Consider the following 21,148-nt stretch of genomic DNA (forward strand, 5'->3'; position numbering starts at 1 on the left):
TCGTCACATTCCTCGTCGTGGAGCGGCGGTGCCGTCTCCGCGGTCCGGGCCGCCGGCGGCGACTTCCCGCAGGTACGGGTTGGTCGCGCGTTCGCGCCCGATGGTGGTCTGGGGACCGTGGCCGGACAGCACCACCGTCGAGTCGTCCAGCGGCAGGCACACGCGGGCCAGCGACCGGAGCATCTCGGCGTGGGAGCCGCCGGGCAGGTCGGTGCGTCCGACGGAGCCGGCGAAGAGCAGGTCGCCCGAGAAGAAGACCGGCGGGATGTCGGCCGCCTCGGGCATCCTGAACGTCACCGACCCCTCGGTATGCCCGGGCGCGTGAGCCACGGAGAAGTCCATCCCGGCCAATCTCAGGGCGGCGCCGTCGGCCAGTTCCCGGACGTCGTCCGGCTCGCCGATGGTCAACTCGCCCATGAGCGGCATCCCGATGGACCGGCCGAGGGCCTTCTCCGGGTCGCTCATCATGTAGCGGTCGGCGGGGTGGATCCAGGCCGGCACGTCGTGCGCCCCGCACACCGGGACCACCGAGGCCACATGGTCGATGTGGCCATGGGTCAGGACGACCGCGACGGGCTTGAGCCGATGCTTCCTCAGCGTGTCCTCGACGCCCTGGGTGGCCTGGTGGCCCGGGTCGATGATCACGCACTCCTCACCGGCGGCGGGGGCGACCACATAGCAATTGGTCCCCCAGGCCCCGGCGGGGAACCCGGCAATCAGCACGTTCGTCCTCAATCGTCGTCCGATGGGAGCCACGGAAGCGGCCGCGGATGGAAATACCGCTGCTCAGAGCCTACCGGCGCCGCTCATTACACAGCGAACCCATATACGGTACGGCCTAGCCCAGCCCGGACAGCGGTACCAGAGACGCACAAGGAGACGACCGGTGGTCACGAGCGATCAGCGTCGGCGACAGCTCGCCAGGGAGAAGTACGAGCGCCAGCAGGCGAACCGGGCCGCGGCCCGGCGCAAGGCGCGCCGCAACATGGCGGTGATCGGTGCGGCGGTGGCCGTGGTGGTCGCCACGCTGATCGGCCTGGTGGTGGGAGGCGTCTTCGATTCGAAGGACACGAAGGCGACCGACCCGACGGACACCCCGTCGTCCTCGCCATCGCCCAAGCAGTCGCCGCCGGCCATGGCGATCGACCAGAAGGCGAAGTACACCTTCGACCTGAAGACGAACGCGGGCGCGATCAAGTTCGAGATGGACGCGGCGAAGACCCCGCAGACCGTCAACTCGTTCAAGTCGCTCGCCGACAAGGGCTTCTTCGACAAGACCAAGTGCCACCGCCTGGTGACCGGCGGGATCTTCGTGCTCCAGTGCGGCGACCCCGAGGGCACCGGGACGGGCGGCCCCGGCTACACGATCCCCGACGAGAACCTCGACTCCCTCGGCAAGCCGAACGACCAGGGTCAGGTCGTCTACCCGGCCGGCACGGTGGCGATGGCGAACACGGGTCAGCCGGGCAGCGGCGGCAGCCAGTTCTTCCTCGTCTACAAGGACAGCCCGCTGGCCCCCTCGTACACGCCCTTCGGCAAGATCGACGCGGCCGGCGTGAAGGTCCTGGAGGGGATCGCCAAGGCGGGAACCGCCGACGGGGCCCAGGACGGGGCCCCCAAGAACGGTGTGACCATCGAGAAGGGCGTCGTCACCAAGAACTGACCGAGGACCGAGCGACGGCGGCCCGAACCCGGCCGGTCCACCGCCCGCGCGTCGATATTCCGTCGTGCGGGATGCGGACAGCCGACCCGGCGGTCGCCTATGTTGGCGTTGTGCAGGGCGGGCGCGGCCCGCCCCAGGAAACTGTGGACGATGCCCAGGGGGTGAACCCCTCGCAAGGCATCAGGTGGAGGAGGCGCTGTGAGCAGCGACCCGTGGGGCCGAGTCGACGAGACCGGCACCGTGTACGTGCGTACAGCCGAGGGCGAGCAGGTCGTCGGCTCGTGGCAGGCGGGCACCCCTGAGGAGGCCCTGGCCTACTTCGAGCGCAAGTACGAGGGCCTGGTGGTCGAGATCGGCCTCCTCGAACGGCGGGTGCGGACCACCGATCTGTCCGCCAAGGACGCCCAGACGGCCATCGACCATCTGCGGACGCAGTTGGACGAGCACCACGTCGTGGGTGACCTCGACGCCCTGCGCGTCCGGCTGGACAAGCTGGTCGCGACGGTGGACTCGCGGCGCGAGGAGCGCAAGATCCAGAAGGCCCGGCAGGCGGACGAGGCCCGTACGGCCAAGGACGCCTTGGTCGTCGAGGCCGAGGAGCTGGCGCAGAGCGACCAGTGGCGCAGTGCCGGTGAACGGCTGCGTGCCCTGGTGGACATCTGGAAGGGCCTGCCCCGGCTCGACCGCAAGTCGGACGACGAGCTGTGGCACCGCTTCTCCCACGCCCGCTCCGCCTTCTCCAAGCGTCGCAAGGCGCACTTCGCGTCGCTCGACGCGCAGCGCGAGGACGCCCGCAAGGCCAAGGAGAAGCTGGTCTCCGAGGCCGAGTCGCTGTCGAAGTCGACGGACTGGGGTCCGACGGCCGCCCGCTACCGCGAGCTGATGGAGAGCTGGAAGGCGGCGGGTCGGGCGCAGCGCGAGTCCGAGGACGACCTGTGGAACCGTTTCCGCGGTGCGCAGGACGTCTTCTTCGCCGCCCGCAGCGAGGTCTTCGCCGAGCGCGACGCCGAGCAGACGGAGAACCTGAAGCTCAAGGAGGAGCTGGCCGACGAGGCCGAGAAGCTCGTCCCGATCACGGACCTGAAGGCGGCGCGTGCCGGCTTCCGCTCCCTGAACGAGCGCTGGGAGGCCATCGGCCACGTACCGCGCGACGCCCGTCCCAAGGTCGAGGGTCGGATGCACGCCGTGGAGCGGGCCATCCAGGAGGCCGAGGAGGGCGAGTGGCGGCGTACGAACCCGGAGGCCCGGGCGCGTGCGGCCGGTCTGACGGGTCAGCTCCAGGCGGCGGTCGACAAGCTGCGCGGGCAGATCGACGCGGCGCGGGCCTCGGGCAACAACGCGCGGGCCGACAAGCTCTCCCGGGAGCTGGAGGGCCGTCAGGCGCTGCTGGACCAGGCGCTCAAGGGCCTGGAGGAGTTCGGCGGCTGACGCCGGCTCGACACGTGGAGACGGGCACCATCGGAATCCTCCGGTGGTGCCCGTTCGGTGTTCGGCCCCGGGGGCCGCGGGCTACGGCCTGCGGGCCGAGGTGACGCGGTAGACGTCGTAGACGCCCTCGACGCCGCGTACGGCCTTCAGGACGTGCCCCAGGTGCTTCGGGTCGCCCATCTCGAAGGTGAACCGGGAGGTGGCCACCCGGTCGCGCGAGGTCTGCACGGCCGCGGACAGGATGTTGACGTGCTGGTCCGACAGGACGCGGGTGACGTCGGACAGCAGTCGGGACCGATCCAGCGCCTCGACCTGGATGGCGACGAGGAAGACGGAGGACTGGGTGGGCGCCCACTCGACTTCCAGCATCCGCTCGGGCTGCTGGGAGAGGGAGTCCACGTTGACGCAGTCCGCGCGGTGCACGGACACGCCGCTGCCCCGCGTGACGAACCCGATGATGGGGTCTCCCGGCACCGGGGTGCAGCAGCGGGCCAGCTTGACCCAGACGTCGTCCACGCCCTTGACGACCACGCCCGGATCGGCGTTGGCGCGGCGCTTGGACTTGCCGCGCGCCGGCGGGATGCTCTCCTCGATGTCCTCGTTGGCGGCCTCCTCGCCGCCGAGGGCCTGCACCAGCTTCTGGACGACGCCCTGCGCGGCCACGTGGCCCTCGCCGATCGCCGCGTACAGGGACGAGATGTCGGGGTAGCGCATCTCGTGCGCCAGGGTGACGAGCGAGTCCCCCGTCAGGATGCGCTGGATCGGCAGGTTCTGCTTGCGCATGGCCCGCGCGATGGCGTCCTTGCCGTGCTCGATCGCCTCGTCGCGGCGCTCCTTGGAGAACCAGGCCCGGATCTTGTTGCGGGCCCGTGGGGACTTGACGAAGCCCAGCCAGTCCCGGGAGGGTCCGGCGCCCTCGGCCTTGGAGGTGAACACCTCGACCAGGTCGCCGTTGTCGAGGGTCGATTCGAGCGGCACCAACCGCCCGTTGACCCGCGCTCCTATCGTGCGATGACCGACCTCGGTGTGCACGGCGTACGCGAAGTCCACGGAGGTGGCACCCGCGGGCAGCGCTATGACATCGCCCTTGGGCGTGAAGACGAAGACCTCGTTGCGGGAGAGGTCGAAGCGCAGCGAGTCCAGGAACTCGCCCGGGTCCTCGGTCTCCTTCTGCCAGTCCAGCAGCTGCCGCAGCCACGCCATGTCGTTGACGGTGTCCTGCCCGGCGCTGCCCTTGGCCGCCTGCGGCACGTCGGTGCGCACCTTGGAGGTGCCGGCGACGGTCTGCTGCTTGTACTTCCAGTGGGCGGCGATGCCGTACTCGGCACGGCGGTGCATGTCGAACGTGCGGATCTGGAGTTCGACCGGCTTGCCGCTGGGCCCGATGACCGTCGTGTGCAGCGACTGGTACATGTTGAACTTGGGCATCGCGATGTAGTCCTTGAACCGGCCGGGGACCGGGTTCCACCGCGCGTGCACGGTGCCGAGGGCCGCGTAGCAGTCCCGGACGGTGTCCACCAGGACCCGGATGCCGACCAGGTCGTAGATCTCCGCGAAGTCGCGACCGCGCACGATCATCTTCTGGTAGACGCTGTAGTAGTGCTTGGGCCGGCCGGTGACGGTGGCCTTGATGCGGGCCGCCCTGAGGTCGGTCTGCACCTCGTCCGTGACGACGGTGAGGTACTCGTCGCGCTTGGGCGCCCGCTCCGCGACCAGACGCACGATCTCGTCGTACATCTTGGGGTAGAGGATCGCGAAGGCGAGGTCCTCCAACTCCCACTTGATCGTGTTCATGCCCAGCCGGTGGGCCAGGGGCGCGTAGATCTCCAGCGTCTCGCGGGCCTTCTTCTCCTGCTTCTCCCGCTTGAGGTAGCGCATCGTGCGCATGTTGTGCAGGCGGTCCGCGAGCTTGATGACCAGCACCCGGGGGTCCTTGGCCATGGCGACGACCATCTTGCGCACGGTCTCGGCCTGCGCGGCCTCGCCGAACTTGACCCGGTCGAGCTTGGTGACCCCGTCGACGAGCAGCGCGACGGCGTCGCCGAAGTCGCGTCTGAGCTGGTCCAGCCCGTACTCGGTGTCCTCGACGGTGTCGTGCAGCAGACCCGCCATCAGCGTCGCGGGGTCCATGCCCAGCTCGGCGAGGATCGTGGTCACCGCGAGCGGGTGCGTGATGTACGGGTCGCCGCTCTTGCGCTTCTGGCCGCGGTGCCAACGCTCCGCGACCTGGTACGCCTGCTCGATCTGACGCAGCGTCGCCGACTCGATCTTGGGGTCGTTGCCGCGGACGATGCGGAGCAGGGGTTCCAGTACCGGGTTGTACGGGTTGGAGCGCTGTACGCCGAGGCGCGCGAGCCGGGCGCGCACCCGGTTGGAGGACCCGGCCGGCTTCGCCTGAGCGGGCTTGACCGGCGGGGCCGGCGGGGGCGTGGCCGCGGCCGCCGCGGCCTCCTCGGGCTGCGGGTCGGGCTGCGCGGCGGAGATTGGCTGGACCTCGTCTGGCAAGAGCGCTCCTCAAGCGGATCCGGTGCCCCGGTCAGGTCCGGACAACCCATGGTAGCGAGGGTTGCGCCGGCTCGTTCCCCTCGGCCCCGGCTCCCCCGCCGCCGCCCGGGCACGCCCCGATCCGCCGGCGTTCGCCCGCGACGGGTCTGCGGCGGAGTGCGCCGCGCGCCCCCGCAAAGCCGGAGCGGGCGGTGTACCGGTCGCCCCGGTACACCGCCCGCTCCGTGTGACGGAAGGGTCAGACCACGATCAGCGCGTCCAGCGGAGCGCCGTCGAGGCCCGGCTCCAGCCGGGCGCGGCCCGGCAGGAACGACAGTTCCATCAGGACCGCCACGCCGGCGACCTCGGCGCCGGCGCGCCGGATCAGCGAGAGCGAGGCGTCGGCCGTGCCGCCGGTCGCCAGGACGTCGTCGATGACCATGACCCGGTCACCGGCCGACAGGTCCTCGGCGTGGACCTCGATCTCCGCGGTCCCGTACTCCAGCTCGTAGGACTGCGAGAGCGTCGCTCCGGGCAGCTTCCCGGCCTTGCGGACCGGCACGAAGCCGATCCCGGCCTGGACGGCCACCGGGGCCGCCAGGATGAACCCGCGCGCCTCCAGCCCGACGATCTTCGTCGCGCCGTACCGGGCCGCGAGGTCCACCAGCGCGTCCGTCAGGGCCGCGAAGGCCTTGGGGTCGGCCAGCAGCGGGGTGATGTCCTTGAACATCACCCCCGGCTTCGGGTAGTCCGGGACGTCCTTGATCCGGCTGAGCAGCAGTTCGCGGACCTCGGGTGCGCACGCGGTCATCGGCGCCGCCGTCCGTGGCCCTCGACCTGGCCCTGGGCCACGACCTGCGGGGAGCCCTCGGCGGCCTGGCCGTCGTCGACGGGCTCGCCCTTGGCCGCGGCGGCGGCCCGCTTCGCGAGCACCCGCTTCTTGAGGGCCTTCATGGCCGGCTCGCGCTCCTTCAGGTCCACGACCAGCGGGGTCGCGATGAAGATCGAGGAGTACGCACCGGCCGCGAGACCGACGAACAGCGACAGCGAGATGTCGTTGAGCATGCCCGCGCCCAGGAAGCCGCCGCCGATGAAGAGCAGGGCCCCGACCGGGAGCAGCGCCACCACGGTGGTGTTGATCGAGCGGACCAACGTGCCGTTGATGCTGCGGTTGGCGATCTCGCTGAAGGTGTAGCGGGTCTGCTTGGTGATGTCCTTCGACCCCTCCTTGAGACCGTCGAAGACGACGACGGTGTCGTAGAGGGAGTAACCGAGGATCGTGAGCAGACCGATCACGGTGCCCGGGGTGACCTCGAACCCGACGAGCGCGTACACGCCGACGGTGATGGTGAGGTCGTGGATCAGCGCGACCAGCGCGGCGACCGCCATCCGCCACTCGAAGGCGATGGCGAGGTAGATCACCACGAGGACCATGAAGATGGCGAGGCCGGTCCAGGCCTTGTTCGCGATCTGCTCGCCCCAGCTCGGGCCGACCAGGTCCGCGTTGATGTCCCCGGCCGGCACCTTCAGCTCGGCCGCCAGGTCCTTCTTCACGTCGGCGGCGGCGTCGGTGTCCAGACCGGAGATCTGGATGCGCATGCCGCCGGTGCCGAGCTCCTGGACGATCGCGTCGTGCCCGGAGGCCTTCTCCGCGATCTCCGTCGTCTGGGCGACGGAGGCGGCCGGCTTCGGGGTGGTGAAGACGGCACCTCCCTTGAATTCGATGCCCATGTTGAGGCCCTGAACGGCCAGGGCCACGATCGCCGTGATGGTGATCAGGATGGAAACGCCGTACCAGAGGAAACGCTTGCCGACGAAGTCGTAGCCGACCTCACCGCGGTACAGCCTGGCGCCGAGATCTCCCAGCTTCGACATCTCTCACGCCTCCTTCGAGTCGACGGGGGCGGACACGGTGGCGGCACTCGCACCGGTACCGGTGCTGCGGGACCGGCGCAGCGGGGGCTTGGCGCCGAGCCGCTTCGGGTCCAGCCCGGACCACGGGTGGCCGCTGGAGAAGAACGTCGTACGAGCCATCAGCGTCATGATCGGCTTGGTGAAGAGGAACACCACGACCACGTCGAGCAGGGTGGTCAGACCCAGCGTGAAGGCGAAGCCCTGGACCTTGCCGACGGTGACGATGAACAGCACCGCGGCGGCGAGGAACGACACGAAGTCGGAGACCAGGATGGTGCGCCGGGCCCGCGGCCAGGCGCGCTCCACGGCCGGACGCAGGGTGCGGCCTTCGCGGATCTCGTCACGGATGCGTTCGAAGTACACGATGAACGAGTCCGCCGTGATGCCGATCGCGACGATGGCACCACAGACGGCGGGCAGGTTCAGCGCGAACCCGATGCCCTTTCCGAGCAGCGCCATGATCGTGTAGGTGAGGATCGCGGACACCAGGAGGCTGACGATCGCGATGAACGCCAGGCCCCGGTAGTAGACCAGCAGGTAGATCACCACGAGGAGCAGGCCGATGGCGCCGGCGATCAGACCGGCCTTCAGCTGCTCGCTGCCGAGCGCGGGGGTGACGGTGGTGACGCTGTCCTCCTGGAAGGAGAGCGGCAGCGCGCCGTACGAGAGCATGTTGCCCAGGTCCGTGGCGGACTCCTGGGTGAAGCCACCACCGGAGATCTCGGCGTTGCCGCCGGTCAGCGCCTGGCTCACGGACGGGTCGGAGATCACCGAGCCGTCGAGCACGATCGCGAACTGGTTCTGCGGCATCTGCTTGGTGGCGAGCTCACCGGTGATCTTGGCGAACTTGTCCGAGCCCTTGTCGGTGAACTGCATCGTGACGATCCACTCACCGGTCTGCGGGTTGATCTGGCCCTTCGCCTTGTCGACGTCCTGACCGTTGACGCCGGCGGGGCCGAGCACCCACTTGCCGCGGTCGCCACAGGCGACCATCGGGTCCTCGGGCTTGGCGCCCTTGCCGGCCACGGCGCGCTGCGCCGGGTCGGCGCAGTTCAGCGCCGCGAACTTGGCCTGCAGGTCGGCCGCGGCGGCATCGGCACCGGACGGGACCGGTGCCGGCGTGGTGGCCGGGGTGGTGGCCTTGTTGTCGTCTGCCTTCTTCGACCCGTTCGCCGACGGCGTGGGAGAGGGGGCGCTCGGGGCCTTGAGGCCCTCGCTGAGCGCGCGGCCCTGGGAAGTGGCGCTGGACGACGGGGTGGCCGACGGCTTGCCGTCTTGGGCCTTGGGGGCGCCGGAGCCGCTCGCGGAGGGCTTCGCGGACGGACTGCCGGAGGGCTTCGCGGACGGGCTGCCGGACGGATTCGGCGTGGCGTTGGGCGTGGCCGGCTCACTCGGGGTGAAGGCCAGGACCGGGCGGAAGTAGAGCTGGGCGGTGGTACCGACCTGCTCGCGCGCCTGCTGCTCGTTCACTCCCTTGGGGATGTTCACGATGATGTGGTCGCGGCCCTGCGTCTGGACCTCGGCCTCCGACACACCGAGACCGTTGACACGGCGGTCGATGATGCCGACCGCGGTGTTCATGTTGGTCTCGTTGATCGCGTCCGGTTTGCCGGGCTCGCTCTTCGCCTTGAGCGTGATGCTCGTACCGCCGGCGAGGTCGATGCCCAGTCGGGGAGTCGTCTGCTTGGAGAGGAACATCCCCGCGGTGAGCGCCACCATCGCGATCAGGATGATCGCCAGGGCACGCCCCGGCCTCCCCTGAGCCCCCGTGGGCCGCCGGCCCTTCTTCGGTGCTGCCACCTTGTCGTATCTCCCTGTCCAACCGTCCCGCGCCGGGTCAGCACGCGGACGGCCACGAAATGTGTGGTGGGGACCCCTGCCCCCCGCAGAAGTGTCACTCACGGGAACCGCGGCGGCCGCCGATCAGGCGCCTCCGCGGTTCCCGGCGAAGCGCTACTTCGCGCCGGCCTCGCCGTCGGTCTTGCCGTCCTTCGGCTCGTCGGCGGGCCCGTCGCCGGGCTCGTCCTTCTTGCCCAGGTCGAGCTTGGGAGCCTCGTCCTCGTCCTTCGACAGGTCGGTCTTCGGCGTCTCGCCCGCGGTCAGCGAGGAGGCGTCGTCCGGGACGACCGGCGTGTCGATGGTCAGATCATCGGTGGCGCCGTGGACGATGCGGTTGTACTCGGCGTCGTCCAGGACGGCGCCGATGGAGTTCTTCGCGTAGACGGCGTGGACGCCGGGAGCCACCTCGAGGGTGACGGTGTCCTCACCGATCTCCTTCACGGTGGCGTACATGCCACCGATGGTGCGGACCCCGGTGCCGGGCGTCATTTCGTTGCGCATCTGCGCGGCCGCCTGCTGCTTCTTCTTGGCGGAGCGGGTCATCAGGAACATCGCCCCGATGAGCACGATGAACGGGAGGAGTGTCACGAGATTCACGGGACGGAGATCCTTCGCACGACCGTACGGGAGACGGCCTTCTTCTACGGGGGTGGGCATGCCGACCCGAAGGGTCGGCATCGGCGGAGTCTAGGCGAGTCCGCACCGATGGAACAACGCCCAGCATGGCACCGCAGTTCCTGGGCGGTCGAACCTCCGCGCCGTCAGGCCCTGAACAACCCCTGTTGTCCGCTTGATCCACTACCGCCCTGCTGGGGCGGCACGAGCCCCAGGTGGGCCCAGGCGGCGGGGGTCGCGACCCGACCCCTGGGCGTCCGTGCCAGCAGCCCCTCGCGCACCAGGAAGGGTTCGGCCACCTCCTCGACGGTCTCCCGCTCCTCCCCGACGGCCACCGCGAGGGTGGACAGACCAACGGGTCCACCGCCGAACAGCTTGAGCAGGGCCTCCAGCACGGCCCGGTCGAGCCGGTCGAGCCCACGCGCATCCACCTCGTACAGCTGGAGGGCGGTGCCGGCCACCTCGCGGTTGATCACTCCGTCGGCCCTGACCTGGGCATAGTCCCGGACTCGGCGCAGGAGCCGGTTGGCGATGCGCGGGGTGCCCCGGGAGCGGCCTGCGATCTCCGCGGCGCCGGCCGTGTCGATCTCCACGTCGAGGAGGCGGGCCGAGCGGTGAATGACCCGTTCGAGTTCCTCCGGTACGTAGAACTCCATGTGCCCGGTGAAGCCGAAGCGGTCGCGCAGCGGCGGGGGCAGCAGTCCGGCCCGGGTGGTGGCGCCGACCAGGGTGAAGGGCGGCAGCTCCAGCGGGATGGCGGTCGCTCCCGGGCCCTTGCCGACGATCACGTCGACGCGGAAGTCCTCCATGGCCATGTACAGCATCTCCTCGGCGGGCCGGGACATGCGGTGGATCTCGTCGAGGAAGAGGACCTCGCCCTCCTGGAGGGAGGACAGGATCGCGGCGAGGTCGCCGGCGTGCTGGATGGCGGGACCGGACGTGATCCGGATGGGTGCCCCCATCTCGGCGGCGATGATCATGGAGAGGGTGGTCTTGCCGAGGCCGGGCGCACCCGAGAGCAGGACGTGATCGGCGGTGGCCCCGCGCTGGCGGGCCGCCTTGAGGACGAGGTCGAGCTGCCGGCGGACCTTCTCCTGGCCGACGAACTCGCCGAGGTCCTTGGGCCTCAGGGCCGCCTCGACGGCGGTGTCCTCGCCGCCGGCCGCCGCCGCGACAAGACGGTCGGTCTCGGCTGCGTCGGTCTCGTCGTCCCAGTTCACGGTGTCAGTCTGCCTTCTCGGTCGGTGCGGTGGTCATCGTGGCCCTGCGGGGCGGCCCGGTACGGGGACGCCGCCCGGGACCGGCTACCGCGCGCGCGGGCGTCCGCCGTACGGACTCCCCCGGCCGGCCGGGCCGGCGGGGGCGGCGGCAGTTGCGGTCGCGCGGCGGTCCCGGTCGGGCGCCGCCTGCCGGGGTCGCCGGCGCGGGCGGCGGGTCCGGGGGCGCGCCGCCGGGGTGCGTCGCGGGGTCAGCGCGCCCGGTTCAAGGACTGGAGGGCGGCGCGCAGGAGTTGCGGCACGGGGGCCGAGCCGCCGGCGGCGATGGCCTCCTCGGCCTGTGGGGTGACGGCCGAGACCGCCTCCTCCGCCTCCCGCGAGGCGTACCCCAGCCCGATCAGCGCCGCGGCAAGTTGCTCCGTCCACGGCGCGGGTCCGGCCGCAGGGGCCCGCTGGGCCCCGACCAGGCCGCTCGTGCCCAGCGGTGCGCCCAGCTTGTCCTTGAGCTCCAGCAGGAGCTTCTGCGCCCCCTTCTTGCCGATGCCGGGCACCGCCATCAGGGATTTCTCGTCGCCCGTGGAGACGGCCAGCCGGAGCGCGTCCGGGCTGTGCACCCCCAGCATGGCCTGGGCCAGCCTCGGCCCGACCCCGCTGGCGGTCTGCAACAGCTCGAAGACCTGTCGCTCGTCGTCGTCGGCGAAGCCGTACAGCGTCAGCGAGTCCTCCCGTACGACCAGGGAGGTCGCCAGCCGCGCGGATTCGCCCAGCCGGAGCCCGGAGACGGTGTTCGGCGTGCAGTGCACGGCCATGCCGACGCCCCCGACCTCGATCACGGCGAGGGTGGGGGCGAGGGCGGCGACCTGGCCACTGACGAAGGCGATCATCGGGTACGGCCTTTCCGGGCGGAGACGGGGGCGGAGCCGCGCGCGGCGGTCGCGGCGTGCAGGGCGACCGCCTGCTGGAGACGGTTCTGGGCGGGGGCCCGCCAGATGTGGCAGATGGCGAGGGCCAGGGCGTCGGCGGCGTCGGCCGGTTTCGGCGGCGCGTCGAGCCGCAGCAGGCGGGTGACCATGGCTCCCACCTGCGCCTTGTCGGCGCGACCGCTACCGGTGACGGCGGCCTTGACCTCGCTGGGGGTGTGCAGGGCGACGGGCAGTCCGCGGCGGGCGGCGCAGAGCATGGCGACCGCGCTGGCCTGCGCGGTCCCCATGACGGTGCTGACGTTGTGCTGGCTGAACACCCTTTCCACCGCGACGAGTTCGGGGCGGTGTTCGTCGAGCCAGCTTTCGATGCCCTGCTCGATGGCGACGAGCCGCAGGCCGATCTCGGCATCCGCCGGCGTCCTTACGACCCCCACGCCCAACATCTTCAGCGGGCGACCCGCGACGCCCTCGACCACCCCGATACCGCATCGGGTCAGCCCCGGGTCCACACCGAGCACTCGCACGTCCCCTCCTCCTTCACGCAGGTGTGCAGGCTACCGGCCACCACCGACAGCGGCGGTGACGGCACGGGACGGGTCCGCAGTGTTCGGTGGCCGGCGAGAGGAGTGGCGGAGGGCCGAGGGGGCCTTCGGCCAACGAAACGGCCCGCCGGATCGATCCGGCGGGCCGTTCACGTCTGTTGCGGCGGGAGCCGGCGGCTCAGGCGTCGACCTTCTCCATGACCTCGTCCGACACGTCGAAGTTGGCGAAGACGTTCTGCACGTCGTCGCTGTCCTCCAGCGCGTCGATCAGCTTGAAGATCTTGCGCGCGCCCTCTTCGTCCAGCTCGACCTGCATGGTGGGCAGGAAGTTGGAGTCGGCCGAGTCGTAGTCGATGCCGGCCTGCTGGAGCGCGGTGCGGACCGCGACCATGTCGGTGGCCTCGCTGATGATCTCGAAGCTGTCGCCGAGGTCGTTGACCTCTTCGGCTCCGGCCTCCAGCACCGTCTCCAGGACGTCGTCCTCGGAGAGCTCGCCCTTGGGCAGGAGGACGACACCCTTGCGGTTGAACAGGTACGAGACCGAGCCCGGGTCGGCCATCGAGCCGCCGTTGCGGGTCATGGCGACACGCACGTCGGACGCGGCACGGTTGCGGTTGTCGGTGAGGCACTCGATGAGCACCGCGACGCCGTTCGGGCCGTAGCCCTCGTACATGATCGTCTCGTAGTCGGCGCCGCCGGCCTCGAGGCCGCCGCCGCGCTTGACCGCGGAGTCGATGTTCTTGTTCGGGACCGAGCTCTTCTTGGCCTTCTGGATGGCGTCGAAGAGCGTCGGGTTGCCATCGATGTCGGCGCCGCCCATGCGGGCCGCGACCTCGATGTTCTTGATCAGCTTCGCGAAGAGCTTGCCGCGCTTGGCGTCAACCACGGCCTTCTTGTGCTTCGTCGTAGCCCATTTAGAGTGGCCGGACATCTGCCTGTCTCCTTCGCGTCACCAACAGTGTTCGCCTCAGATCCTACCGGGACGGCGTCACAGCCCCGCGCGCACCATGTCGACGAAGTACGCGTGAACGCGGTCGTCGCCGGTCAGTTCCGGGTGGAAGGACGTGGCGAGCACGTTCCCCTGCCGTACCGCGACGGTGTGACCGTCGTACGTGGCGAGCACCTCGACCGAGGCGCCGACCGACTCTACCCACGGGGCGCGGATGAAGACACCCTCGACCGGGTCGCCGGTTATGCCCGCGAAGTCGATCCGTGCCTCGAAGGACTCGTTCTGGCGCCCGAAGGCGTTGCGGCGGACGATCATGTCGATGCCGCCCAGCGTCTCCTGGTCCTCGCGGCCGTCCAGGAGCTTGTCGGCGAGCATGATCATGCCGGCGCAGGTGCCGTAGACCGGCATCCCGGCCCGCACGCGCTCGCGCAGCGGCTCCAGCATGCCGAACAGGACGGCGAGCTTGGACATGGTCGTGGACTCGCCTCCGGGGATCACCAGGGCGTCGACGTCGGCGAGTTCCTCGGGACGCCGGACCGGCCTGGCCACGGCGTCCGCCGCGGCCAGGGCGATCAGGTGCTCCCGTACATCGCCCTGAAGTGCCAGGACACCAATGACGGGGGTGCTGCTCATGCTTGTTACCAGCCCCGGTTGGCGTAGCGCTCGGACTCGGGGAGGGTGTCGCAGTTGATGCCGACCATGGCCTCGCCCAGGTTGCGGGAGGCGTCGGCGATGATCTTCGGGTCGTCGTAGAAGGTGGTGGCCTTCACGATGGCGGCGGCGCGCTTGGCCGGGTCGCCGGACTTGAAGATGCCGGAGCCGACGAAGACGCCCTCGGCGCCGAGCTGGCGCATCAGCGCGGCGTCGGCCGGGGTGGCGACGCCACCGGCGGAGAACAGCACGACCGGAAGCTTGCCGAGCTCGGCGACCTCCTTGACCAGCTCGTACGGGGCGCGCAGGTCCTTGGCGGCGGCGAACAGCTCGTTGTTGTCGAAGCCGCGCAGGCGGGCGATCTCGTTCTTGATCTGGCGCAGGTGGCGGACGGCCTCGACGACGTTGCCGGTGCCGGCCTCGCCCTTGGAACGGATCATGGCCGCGCCCTCGGCGATGCGGCGCAGGGCCTCGCCCAGGTTGGTGGCGCCACAGACGAAGGGGGTGGTGAACGCCCACTTGTCGGAGTGGTTGACCTCGTCGGCCGGGGTCAGGACCTCGGACTCGTCGATGTAGTCGACGCCGAGGGACTGGAGCACCTGCGCCTCGACGAAGTGGCCGATGCGGGACTTGGCCATGACGGGGATGGAGACGGCCTCGATGATCTCTTCGATCATGTTGGGGTCGGACATCCGGGCCACGCCGCCGTCCTTGCGGATGTCGGCGGGGACCCGCTCCAGGGCCATGACGGCCACGGCGCCGGCGTCTTCGGCGATCTTCGCCTGCTCGGCGTTGACCACGTCCATGATCACGCCGCCCTTGAGCTGCTCGGCCATGCCGCGCTTGACGCGGGACGTGCCGATCGCGGACTCAGCGGACTGCGGGGTGGAGGGAAGCGTGCTCACGGATTGACCTCACTCGAAGGAAGACGGGTGCTGCGGTGGTACTGCGGTGAGCAAACCCCCCACGACCAGTCCACTGCAAGGGCCAATGAGGAGCCGGTGGCTCCTTCCGATTTGGCCATTGGGTACAAGTGGGGCCGCTACGGCCGTTCCGCAAGATCCACCGGGGGCTCGTCGTCCATCTCGAAGGCGAGCGGGAAGGGGGCGTGTCCGGCCAGGCGGAACCAACGGACCTTGCGGTGCCTGCGCAGCGCGCGGGCCGCCCGTACGGCGTCGTTGTGGAAGCGGCGGGCCATCGGCACCCGGCGGACGGCGGCCGCCAGCTCCTCGGTGGCCTCCGCGCCGCCGGGAGCGGCCTTCAGCACCTCGACCTGGTCCACGTCGGCGAACACCGCGCGCAGCGCCTGGCTCAGTTCGCTCTCGGCCACCTCACGGTGCTCCTCCTCGGCCTGCCGGGCCCCGTGCGCGGCCTCGTACAGCACCAGCGACGAGGCCGGGTCGAGCACACCCGAGGTGGCCACCTCCAGCACCACCGACGCCCGCCGCACGAGCTGCGCGTCGAGGGCGGCCCGGGCGGCGTCCATCCGCGAGTGCAGCCGGTCGAGCCGACCGGCGGTCCAACTGAGGTAGACCCCGATGACGCCGAGGCCCAGGGCAATCCAGACAAGGGTTTCGATCACGGGCCGCGACTCTACCTTTCGCGGGCCCGCGGTCCGGGCCCGGCCCGACGGCGGCCAGCGGCGCCCGGGGCCGGGGGACGCCTGGGCGACGCCCTAGTCCCGCGAGAAGCCCAACCGTGCGCGCAGGCCGACGCGTTCGTCCTCCGCGACCGCCGCCGCGCCGTCGGTGACCGTTTCGTAGACGGCCAGGATGTCCGCTCCGACCGTCGACCAGTCGAAGCGCCGCACGTGCGCGGAGCCGCGGGTGCTCAGTTCCGCCCGGCGCTGCGGGTCCCGCAGGAGGGCGACGGCGCCCGCCGCGAGGGAGTCGGCGTCCTCGTTGGTGAAGAGGTCGCCCGCGCCTCCCTGGTCCAGTACCTGCGCGAAGGCGTCCAGGTCCGAGGCCAGCACCGCGGCTCCGGCCGAGAGGGCCTCGACGAGGATGATGCCGAAGCTCTCGCCACCGGTGTTGGGGGCGACGTACACGTCGACGCTGCGCAGCAGTCGCGCCTTGTCCTCGTCCGAGACCATGCCGAGGAACTCGACCCGGGAGCGGAGGTCGGCCGGCAGCGAGGCCACGGCCTCCTCCTCGTCGCCGCGGCCTGCCACGAGCAGCCGTACGTCCGGGCAGGCCTCCACGATCTTGGGGAAGGCCGCCATGAGCACGGGCAGGCCCTTGCGGGGCTCGTCGATCCGGCCGATGAAGCCGAGGGTCCGGCCGCCCCACTCCGCCTTGGGTTCGGCCTTGGCGAAGAAGTCCACGTCGACCCCGTTGGGGATGACGACGGCGTCCCCGCCGAGGTGTTCCACGAGGGTCCGGCGCGCGTACTCGCTCACCGCGATGCGGGCGCTGATCTTCTCCAGCGCCGGCTGGAGGATCGGGTACGCGGCGATCATCGCGCGCGAGCGGGGGTTGGAGGTGTGGAAGGTGGCGACGATCGGTCCCTGGGCCGCCCAGCAGGACAGCAGGCCGAGGGACGGTGAGGCCGGTTCGTGGATGTGGATCACGTCGAAGACGCCGTCGTGCAGCCAGCGCCGGACGCGGGCCGCGGACAGGAAGCCGAAGTTCAGCCGGGCCACCGATCCGTTGTACGGCACCGGGACCGCTCGTCCCGCCGAGACCACGTAGGGCGGCAGCGGGGTCTCGTCGTCCGCGGGGGCGAGCACCGACACCTCGTGGCCGCTGCGGATCAGGTGTTCCGCGAGGTCACGGATGTGGAACTGGACGCCGCCCGGTACGTCCCACGAGTACGGGCACACGATGCCGATCTTCACTGCGCGCGTTCCTCCAGGTCGTCCAGCCACAGCCGCTGCAGCATGTGCCAGTCCTCGGGGTGCTCGGCGATTCCCGCGGCGAACACGTCGGCGACGGCCTGGGTCATGACGGCCGTCTTCTCGACCCGGGTGCCGTTCTTCGGCACGGCCACCTCGGGGTGGATCCGGCCGTACATCTTCGGGGTGTCCCCGTAGTACAGGGTGGCCGGAAGCAGCACCGCGCCCGTCTGCTGGGCCAGGAGCGCCGGTCCCGCGGGCATGCGCGCCGTGGAGCCGAAGAAGTCCACCTCGACCCCGGAGGCCGACAGGTCCCGGTCGGCGACCAGGCAGACCAGTCCCCCGGAGCGGAGCCGTCGGGCCAGGGTGCCGAAGGCGGCGCCGCCGCTGTGCGGGAGCACCTCCATGCCGAGGCTCTCCCGGTAGGCCACGAAGCGGTCGTACAGGGTTTCGGGCTTGAGCCGCTCGGCGACCGTGGTGAACGGCACGCCGATGTGGCCAGTGGCCCAGGCACCGGCGAGGTCCCAGTTCGCGAGGTGCGGCAGTGCGACCACGACCCCGCGTCCGGCGGCCAGCGCCTCGCGCAGGATGTGGTCGTCCTTCATCTCGACGTCCGTGCCGAACCGCTTCGGGTCCATCGTGGGCAGTCGGAAGGACTCCATCCAGTACCGCATGTACGAGCGCATGCCGGCCCGCGACAGTTCCCGCAGGGCTTCGGGGGTCGCGTCCGGGACCACCCGGGCCAGGTTCGACTCCAGGCGCAGCACGCTCTTGCCGCGCCGCTTCCAGGCGTAGTCCGCGATCCGGCGGCCGAGGGCCACCGCCGCGGGCTCGGGGAGCTTCTTCACTCCCGCCCAGCCGAGCCCGTAGAGCCCGTCGACGAGCTTGTCCTGTACGGCGCCCATCAGGCGGCCCCGCCTTCGGTCGCAGCGGCGTCGGCCTCCGCGGCCTCGCGGCGCACGGTGACCACCCGCTGGATCAGCGTGACGAGGGAGCCCACCGCGACCACCCACAGGGCGATCGGCAGGAGCACGCCGATCCAGGAGGGGACGCCGAAGGTCTGGAGCCCGGACAGGCCGGCCGCGACGAGGGTGATCACCAGGCGCTCGGCGCGTTCGATGAGCCCGTTGACCGCCACGGGCAACCCGATCGACTCGCCCCGGGCCTTGGTGTAGGAGACCACCTGTCCGCTGGCCAGGCAGAAGATCGACACGGCGCAGAGCACGTCGTGGTTCCCGGAGCCCGCGTACCAGAGGGCGAGTCCGCCGAAGATGGCCGCGTCGGCCACCCGGTCGAGCGTCGAGTCGAGGAACGCCCCCCAGCGGCTGGAGACGCCGGCCTGGCGGGCCATGTTCCCGTCGACCAGGTCGGAGAAGACGAAGAGGGTGATGGTGATCGTGCCCCAGAAGAACTCGCCCCGTGGGAAGAAGACCAGCGCTCCGGCCACCACTCCGGCGGTGCCGATCAGGGTGACGGCGTCCGGGCTCACCCCCCGACGGAGGAGAAATGCGGCGAACGGCGTGAGAACACGCGTGAAGAATGCACGCGCGTACTTGTTCAGCATGGCCTTCCCGGAGGGTCGCTGGGCCGCACGGCCACAGCGGCCACCGGCTGGCCCATCGTAGCCGGCGCCTCGCGCCCCGGGTGCCGCGCACCCACCGGTTCGCCCCGGACAATCCCCGCGCCGGCTCCACGTCGGCTCCGCGCCGGCCGTTCGTCGTGCTCCGTACGGCTCCGGGTACGACGTATGGACGTGGTGTGACACCGGTGCAAAGCTCGAAGGACCCCGATCACCCTCCTCACCGCGACACCGGGAGGCACGAGCATCATGGGAGCCACATCACACCAAGCCGGGGCCGCCGGCAGGGCACTGACGGCCGACCGGCCCACTTCCGTACGGAACGTCGTGTTGGTCGGCCACAGCGGCGCCGGCAAGACCACGTTGGTCGAGGCCCTGGCGCTGACCGCAGGGGCCGTCAATCGAGCCGGCCGGGTCGAGGACGGGTCGACCGTCTCCGATCACGACGAGATCGAACATCGTCGTCACCGGTCCGTCCAGCTCTCCCTCGTCCCCGTCGAATGGGGCGGGATCAAGATCAACATCCTGGACACTCCGGGATACGCCGACTTCGTCGGTGAACTCAGGGCCGGTCTGCGCGCCGCGGACGCGGCCCTTTTCGTCGCCTCCGCCGCCGACGGGATCGACGGCGCCACCCGCATGGTCTGGGACGAGTGCGAGGCCGTCGGCATGCCCCGGGCCATCGTCGTCACCCACCTGGAGGCGGCCCGGTCCGACTACGCGCAGATGGCCGGCGTCTGCGGGGAGATCTTCGGCGCCGAGGACCCGGACGCCGTCGTACCGCTCTACCTGCCCCTGCACGGGCCCGCGGGCCCGGACGGGCACGCCCCCGTCACCGGACTGCTGGGCCTGCTCTCGCGGCGCGTGTACGACTACGGCTCCGGAGAACGCGTCGAACGCGACCCGGACCCCGCGGAACTCGCCCTCATCACCGACGCCCGCTCCCGCCTGATCGAGGGGATCATCGCGGAGAGCGAGGACGAGAGCCTCATGGACCGCTACCTCGGCGGCGAGGACATCGACGTCAAGACCCTCGTGGACGACCTGGAGCGGGCCGTGGCGCGCGGCACCTTCCACCCCGTGCTGATGGCGGCGCCCGCGGCCGAGGGAGCCCGTCAGGGCCTCGGGACGGTGGAACTCCTCGAACTGGTCACCGGCGGCTTCCCGACCCCGGCGGAACGCGCGCCGCTCGCCGTCACCGCCCCCGACGGTTCCGCCCACCCCCCGGTCACCTGTGATCCCGAGGGGCCCCTCGTGGCCGAGGTCGTCAAGACGTCCTCCGACCCCTACGTCGGCCGCGTCTCCCTCGTCCGCGTCTTCTCCGGCACCCTGCTCCCCGAGGCGACGGTGCACGTGTCCGGCCACGGGCTCACGGACCGCGGGCACGAGGACCACGACGTGGACGAGCGGACCGGCGCCCTCTCCTCCCCCTTCGGCAAGCACCAGCGGCCCCTGGGCCGGTGCATCGCCGGCGACCTCGCCTGCGTGGCGAAGCTCACCCGCGCCGAGACGGGCGACACCCTCTCCGCCAAGGACCGGCCCCTCCTGATGGAACCCTGGTCGATGCCCGATCCCCTGCTGCCCCTCGCCGTCGAGGCACACGGCAAGGCCGACGAGGACAAGCTCTCGCAGGCGCTGGCCCGTCTCGTGGCCGAGGACCCGACGCTGCGGCTGGAGCAGAACCCGCACACGCGTCAGCTCGTCCTGTGGTGCCTGGGCGAGGCCCACCAGGACCTGGTGCTCGAACGCCTGCGGACCCGCTACGGGGTCCAGGTGGACCCGGTCCCCCACAAGGTCAGCCTGCGCGAGACCTTCGGGGCCGAGGCCACCGGGCGCGGTCGCCACGTCAAGCAGTCCGGGGGCCACGGCCAGTTCGCCATCTGCGAGATCCGGGTCGAACCGCTGCCGGCCGGCAGCGGCGTGGAGTTCGTCGACAAGGTGGTCGGCGGTTCGGTGCCCCGCCAGTTCATCCCGTCCGTGGAGAAGGGCGTCCGCGCCCAGGCCGCGCGCGGGGTCGCGGCCGGATACCCGCTGGTGGACGTACGGATCACGCTGCTCGACGGCAAGGCGCACTCGGTGGACTCCTCCGACGCCGCCTTCCAGACCGCGGGCGCGCTGGCCCTGCGCGAGGCCGCCGCCGAGGCGACCATGCACCTCCTGGAGCCCGTCGCGGAACTCGACGTTCTGGTGCCCGACGAGTACGTCGGCCCGGTCATGAGCGACCTCGCGGGGCGCCGGGGTCGCGTCGTCGGCTCCGACCAGGCCGGGCCGGGTCGGACGCGGGTGCGCGCGGAGATCCCGGAGATCGAGATCGGCCGGTACGCGGTGGAGTTGCGGTCCGTGTCGCACGGCACGGGCGGGTTCCGTCGCAGCTACGCACGCCACGAACCCATGCCACCACAATTGGCGGAAAAGATTCGCGAACAGGCCGAGAAGGGAACGTAGTTGACATAGCGCTGCGGCGACCGCCCACCCAACCGGCTTGCGGTGGGCGGTATTTCCCTGTCCCAT

At 70.9% G+C, this 21,148-nt stretch carries 19 protein-coding genes; 3 read left to right on the forward strand and 16 right to left on the reverse strand.

The window, feature by feature from the left end:
• Positions 1-3 precede the first annotated feature (3 nt).
• Positions 4-723 carry an MBL fold metallo-hydrolase gene (locus tag ACQEVM_RS23870; protein ID WP_351375297.1) on the reverse strand — a complete coding sequence of 240 codons (720 nt, stop codon included), beginning with the start codon at positions 721-723 and terminating at the stop codon, positions 4-6.
• A 163-nt stretch (positions 724-886) separates the two neighbouring features.
• Here ACQEVM_RS23870 and ACQEVM_RS23875 point away from each other — a divergent pair, with 163 nt between their 5' ends.
• Positions 887-1,663 (forward strand): peptidylprolyl isomerase, encoded by a 777-nt coding sequence (locus tag ACQEVM_RS23875; protein WP_433082235.1) that lies wholly within the window; start codon positions 887-889, stop codon positions 1,661-1,663.
• Positions 1,664-1,861: 198 nt separating this feature from the next.
• The gene (locus ACQEVM_RS23880) at positions 1,862-3,091 is read left to right on the forward strand and encodes a DUF349 domain-containing protein (protein ID WP_433082237.1); all 1,230 of its coding nucleotides are present in this window, start codon (positions 1,862-1,864) and stop codon (positions 3,089-3,091) included.
• Positions 3,092-3,172: 81 nt separating this feature from the next.
• Here the strand turns inward: ACQEVM_RS23880 and ACQEVM_RS23885 are convergent, their stop codons facing one another.
• The 15 genes from ACQEVM_RS23885 to pgsA form a co-directional block, all read right to left on the reverse strand.
• Positions 3,173-5,596, reverse strand: coding sequence for a RelA/SpoT family protein (locus tag ACQEVM_RS23885; protein WP_433082239.1), 2,424 nt, complete (start codon positions 5,594-5,596; stop codon positions 3,173-3,175).
• A 238-nt stretch (positions 5,597-5,834) separates the two neighbouring features.
• On the reverse strand, positions 5,835-6,386 hold the full coding sequence (locus tag ACQEVM_RS23890; protein ID WP_053676646.1) for an adenine phosphoribosyltransferase: 552 nt from the start codon (positions 6,384-6,386) through the stop codon (positions 5,835-5,837).
• On the reverse strand, positions 6,383-7,450 hold the full coding sequence (secF, locus tag ACQEVM_RS23895) for a protein translocase subunit SecF (RefSeq protein ID WP_433082242.1): 1,068 nt from the start codon (positions 7,448-7,450) through the stop codon (positions 6,383-6,385). The genes ACQEVM_RS23890 and secF overlap by 4 nt, the downstream gene beginning before the upstream one ends.
• Positions 7,451-7,453: 3 nt before the next feature.
• Positions 7,454-9,289, reverse strand: coding sequence for a protein translocase subunit SecD (secD, locus tag ACQEVM_RS23900; RefSeq protein ID WP_433082244.1), 1,836 nt, complete (start codon positions 9,287-9,289; stop codon positions 7,454-7,456).
• Positions 9,290-9,442: 153 nt separating this feature from the next.
• Positions 9,443-9,925: a preprotein translocase subunit YajC gene (gene yajC / locus ACQEVM_RS23905; RefSeq protein WP_433082246.1), complete on the reverse strand. Its 483-nt coding sequence runs from the start codon at positions 9,923-9,925 to the stop codon at positions 9,443-9,445.
• 164 nt (positions 9,926-10,089) lie between these two features.
• Positions 10,090-11,163 (reverse strand): Holliday junction branch migration DNA helicase RuvB, encoded by a 1,074-nt coding sequence (ruvB, locus tag ACQEVM_RS23910; RefSeq protein ID WP_053676649.1) that lies wholly within the window; start codon positions 11,161-11,163, stop codon positions 10,090-10,092.
• A 248-nt stretch (positions 11,164-11,411) separates the two neighbouring features.
• Complete coding sequence (gene ruvA, locus ACQEVM_RS23915; protein WP_433082249.1) at positions 11,412-12,044, reverse strand: Holliday junction branch migration protein RuvA; 633 nt, start codon at positions 12,042-12,044, stop codon at positions 11,412-11,414.
• Positions 12,041-12,607: a crossover junction endodeoxyribonuclease RuvC gene (gene ruvC / locus ACQEVM_RS23920; RefSeq protein ID WP_266951383.1), complete on the reverse strand. Its 567-nt coding sequence runs from the start codon at positions 12,605-12,607 to the stop codon at positions 12,041-12,043. Before ruvC ends, ruvA begins: the two co-directional genes overlap by 4 nt.
• Positions 12,608-12,803: 196 nt before the next feature.
• Positions 12,804-13,556 (reverse strand): YebC/PmpR family DNA-binding transcriptional regulator, encoded by a 753-nt coding sequence (locus tag ACQEVM_RS23925; protein WP_053676652.1) that lies wholly within the window; start codon positions 13,554-13,556, stop codon positions 12,804-12,806.
• 57 nt (positions 13,557-13,613) lie between these two features.
• Positions 13,614-14,207, reverse strand: a complete 594-nt coding sequence (gene pdxT, locus ACQEVM_RS23930) for a pyridoxal 5'-phosphate synthase glutaminase subunit PdxT (RefSeq protein ID WP_433082252.1) — start codon at positions 14,205-14,207, stop codon at positions 13,614-13,616.
• 5 nt (positions 14,208-14,212) lie between these two features.
• Positions 14,213-15,130 carry a pyridoxal 5'-phosphate synthase lyase subunit PdxS gene (gene pdxS, locus ACQEVM_RS23935; protein WP_053676654.1) on the reverse strand — a complete coding sequence of 306 codons (918 nt, stop codon included), beginning with the start codon at positions 15,128-15,130 and terminating at the stop codon, positions 14,213-14,215.
• A 137-nt stretch (positions 15,131-15,267) separates the two neighbouring features.
• Positions 15,268-15,807, reverse strand: a complete 540-nt coding sequence (locus tag ACQEVM_RS23940) for a hypothetical protein (RefSeq protein ID WP_053676655.1) — start codon at positions 15,805-15,807, stop codon at positions 15,268-15,270.
• 93 nt (positions 15,808-15,900) lie between these two features.
• Complete coding sequence (locus ACQEVM_RS23945) at positions 15,901-17,061, reverse strand: glycosyltransferase family 4 protein (RefSeq protein WP_433082254.1); 1,161 nt, start codon at positions 17,059-17,061, stop codon at positions 15,901-15,903.
• Positions 17,058-17,963 carry a phosphatidylinositol mannoside acyltransferase gene (locus ACQEVM_RS23950; RefSeq protein WP_433082256.1) on the reverse strand — a complete coding sequence of 302 codons (906 nt, stop codon included), beginning with the start codon at positions 17,961-17,963 and terminating at the stop codon, positions 17,058-17,060. Before ACQEVM_RS23950 ends, ACQEVM_RS23945 begins: the two co-directional genes overlap by 4 nt.
• Positions 17,963-18,622 (reverse strand): phosphatidylinositol phosphate synthase, encoded by a 660-nt coding sequence (gene pgsA, locus ACQEVM_RS23955; protein WP_433082258.1) that lies wholly within the window; start codon positions 18,620-18,622, stop codon positions 17,963-17,965. The genes ACQEVM_RS23950 and pgsA overlap by 1 nt, the downstream gene beginning before the upstream one ends.
• Before the next feature lie 264 nt (positions 18,623-18,886).
• Here pgsA and ACQEVM_RS23960 point away from each other — a divergent pair, with 264 nt between their 5' ends.
• The gene (locus ACQEVM_RS23960) at positions 18,887-21,082 is read left to right on the forward strand and encodes an elongation factor G-like protein EF-G2 (protein WP_433082260.1); all 2,196 of its coding nucleotides are present in this window, start codon (positions 18,887-18,889) and stop codon (positions 21,080-21,082) included.
• The last annotated feature ends 66 nt before the right edge of the window (positions 21,083-21,148 follow it).

It is taken from the genome of Streptomyces sp. CA-243310 (assembly GCF_050936775.1).
GTDB lineage: Bacteria > Actinomycetota > Actinomycetes > Streptomycetales > Streptomycetaceae > Streptomyces.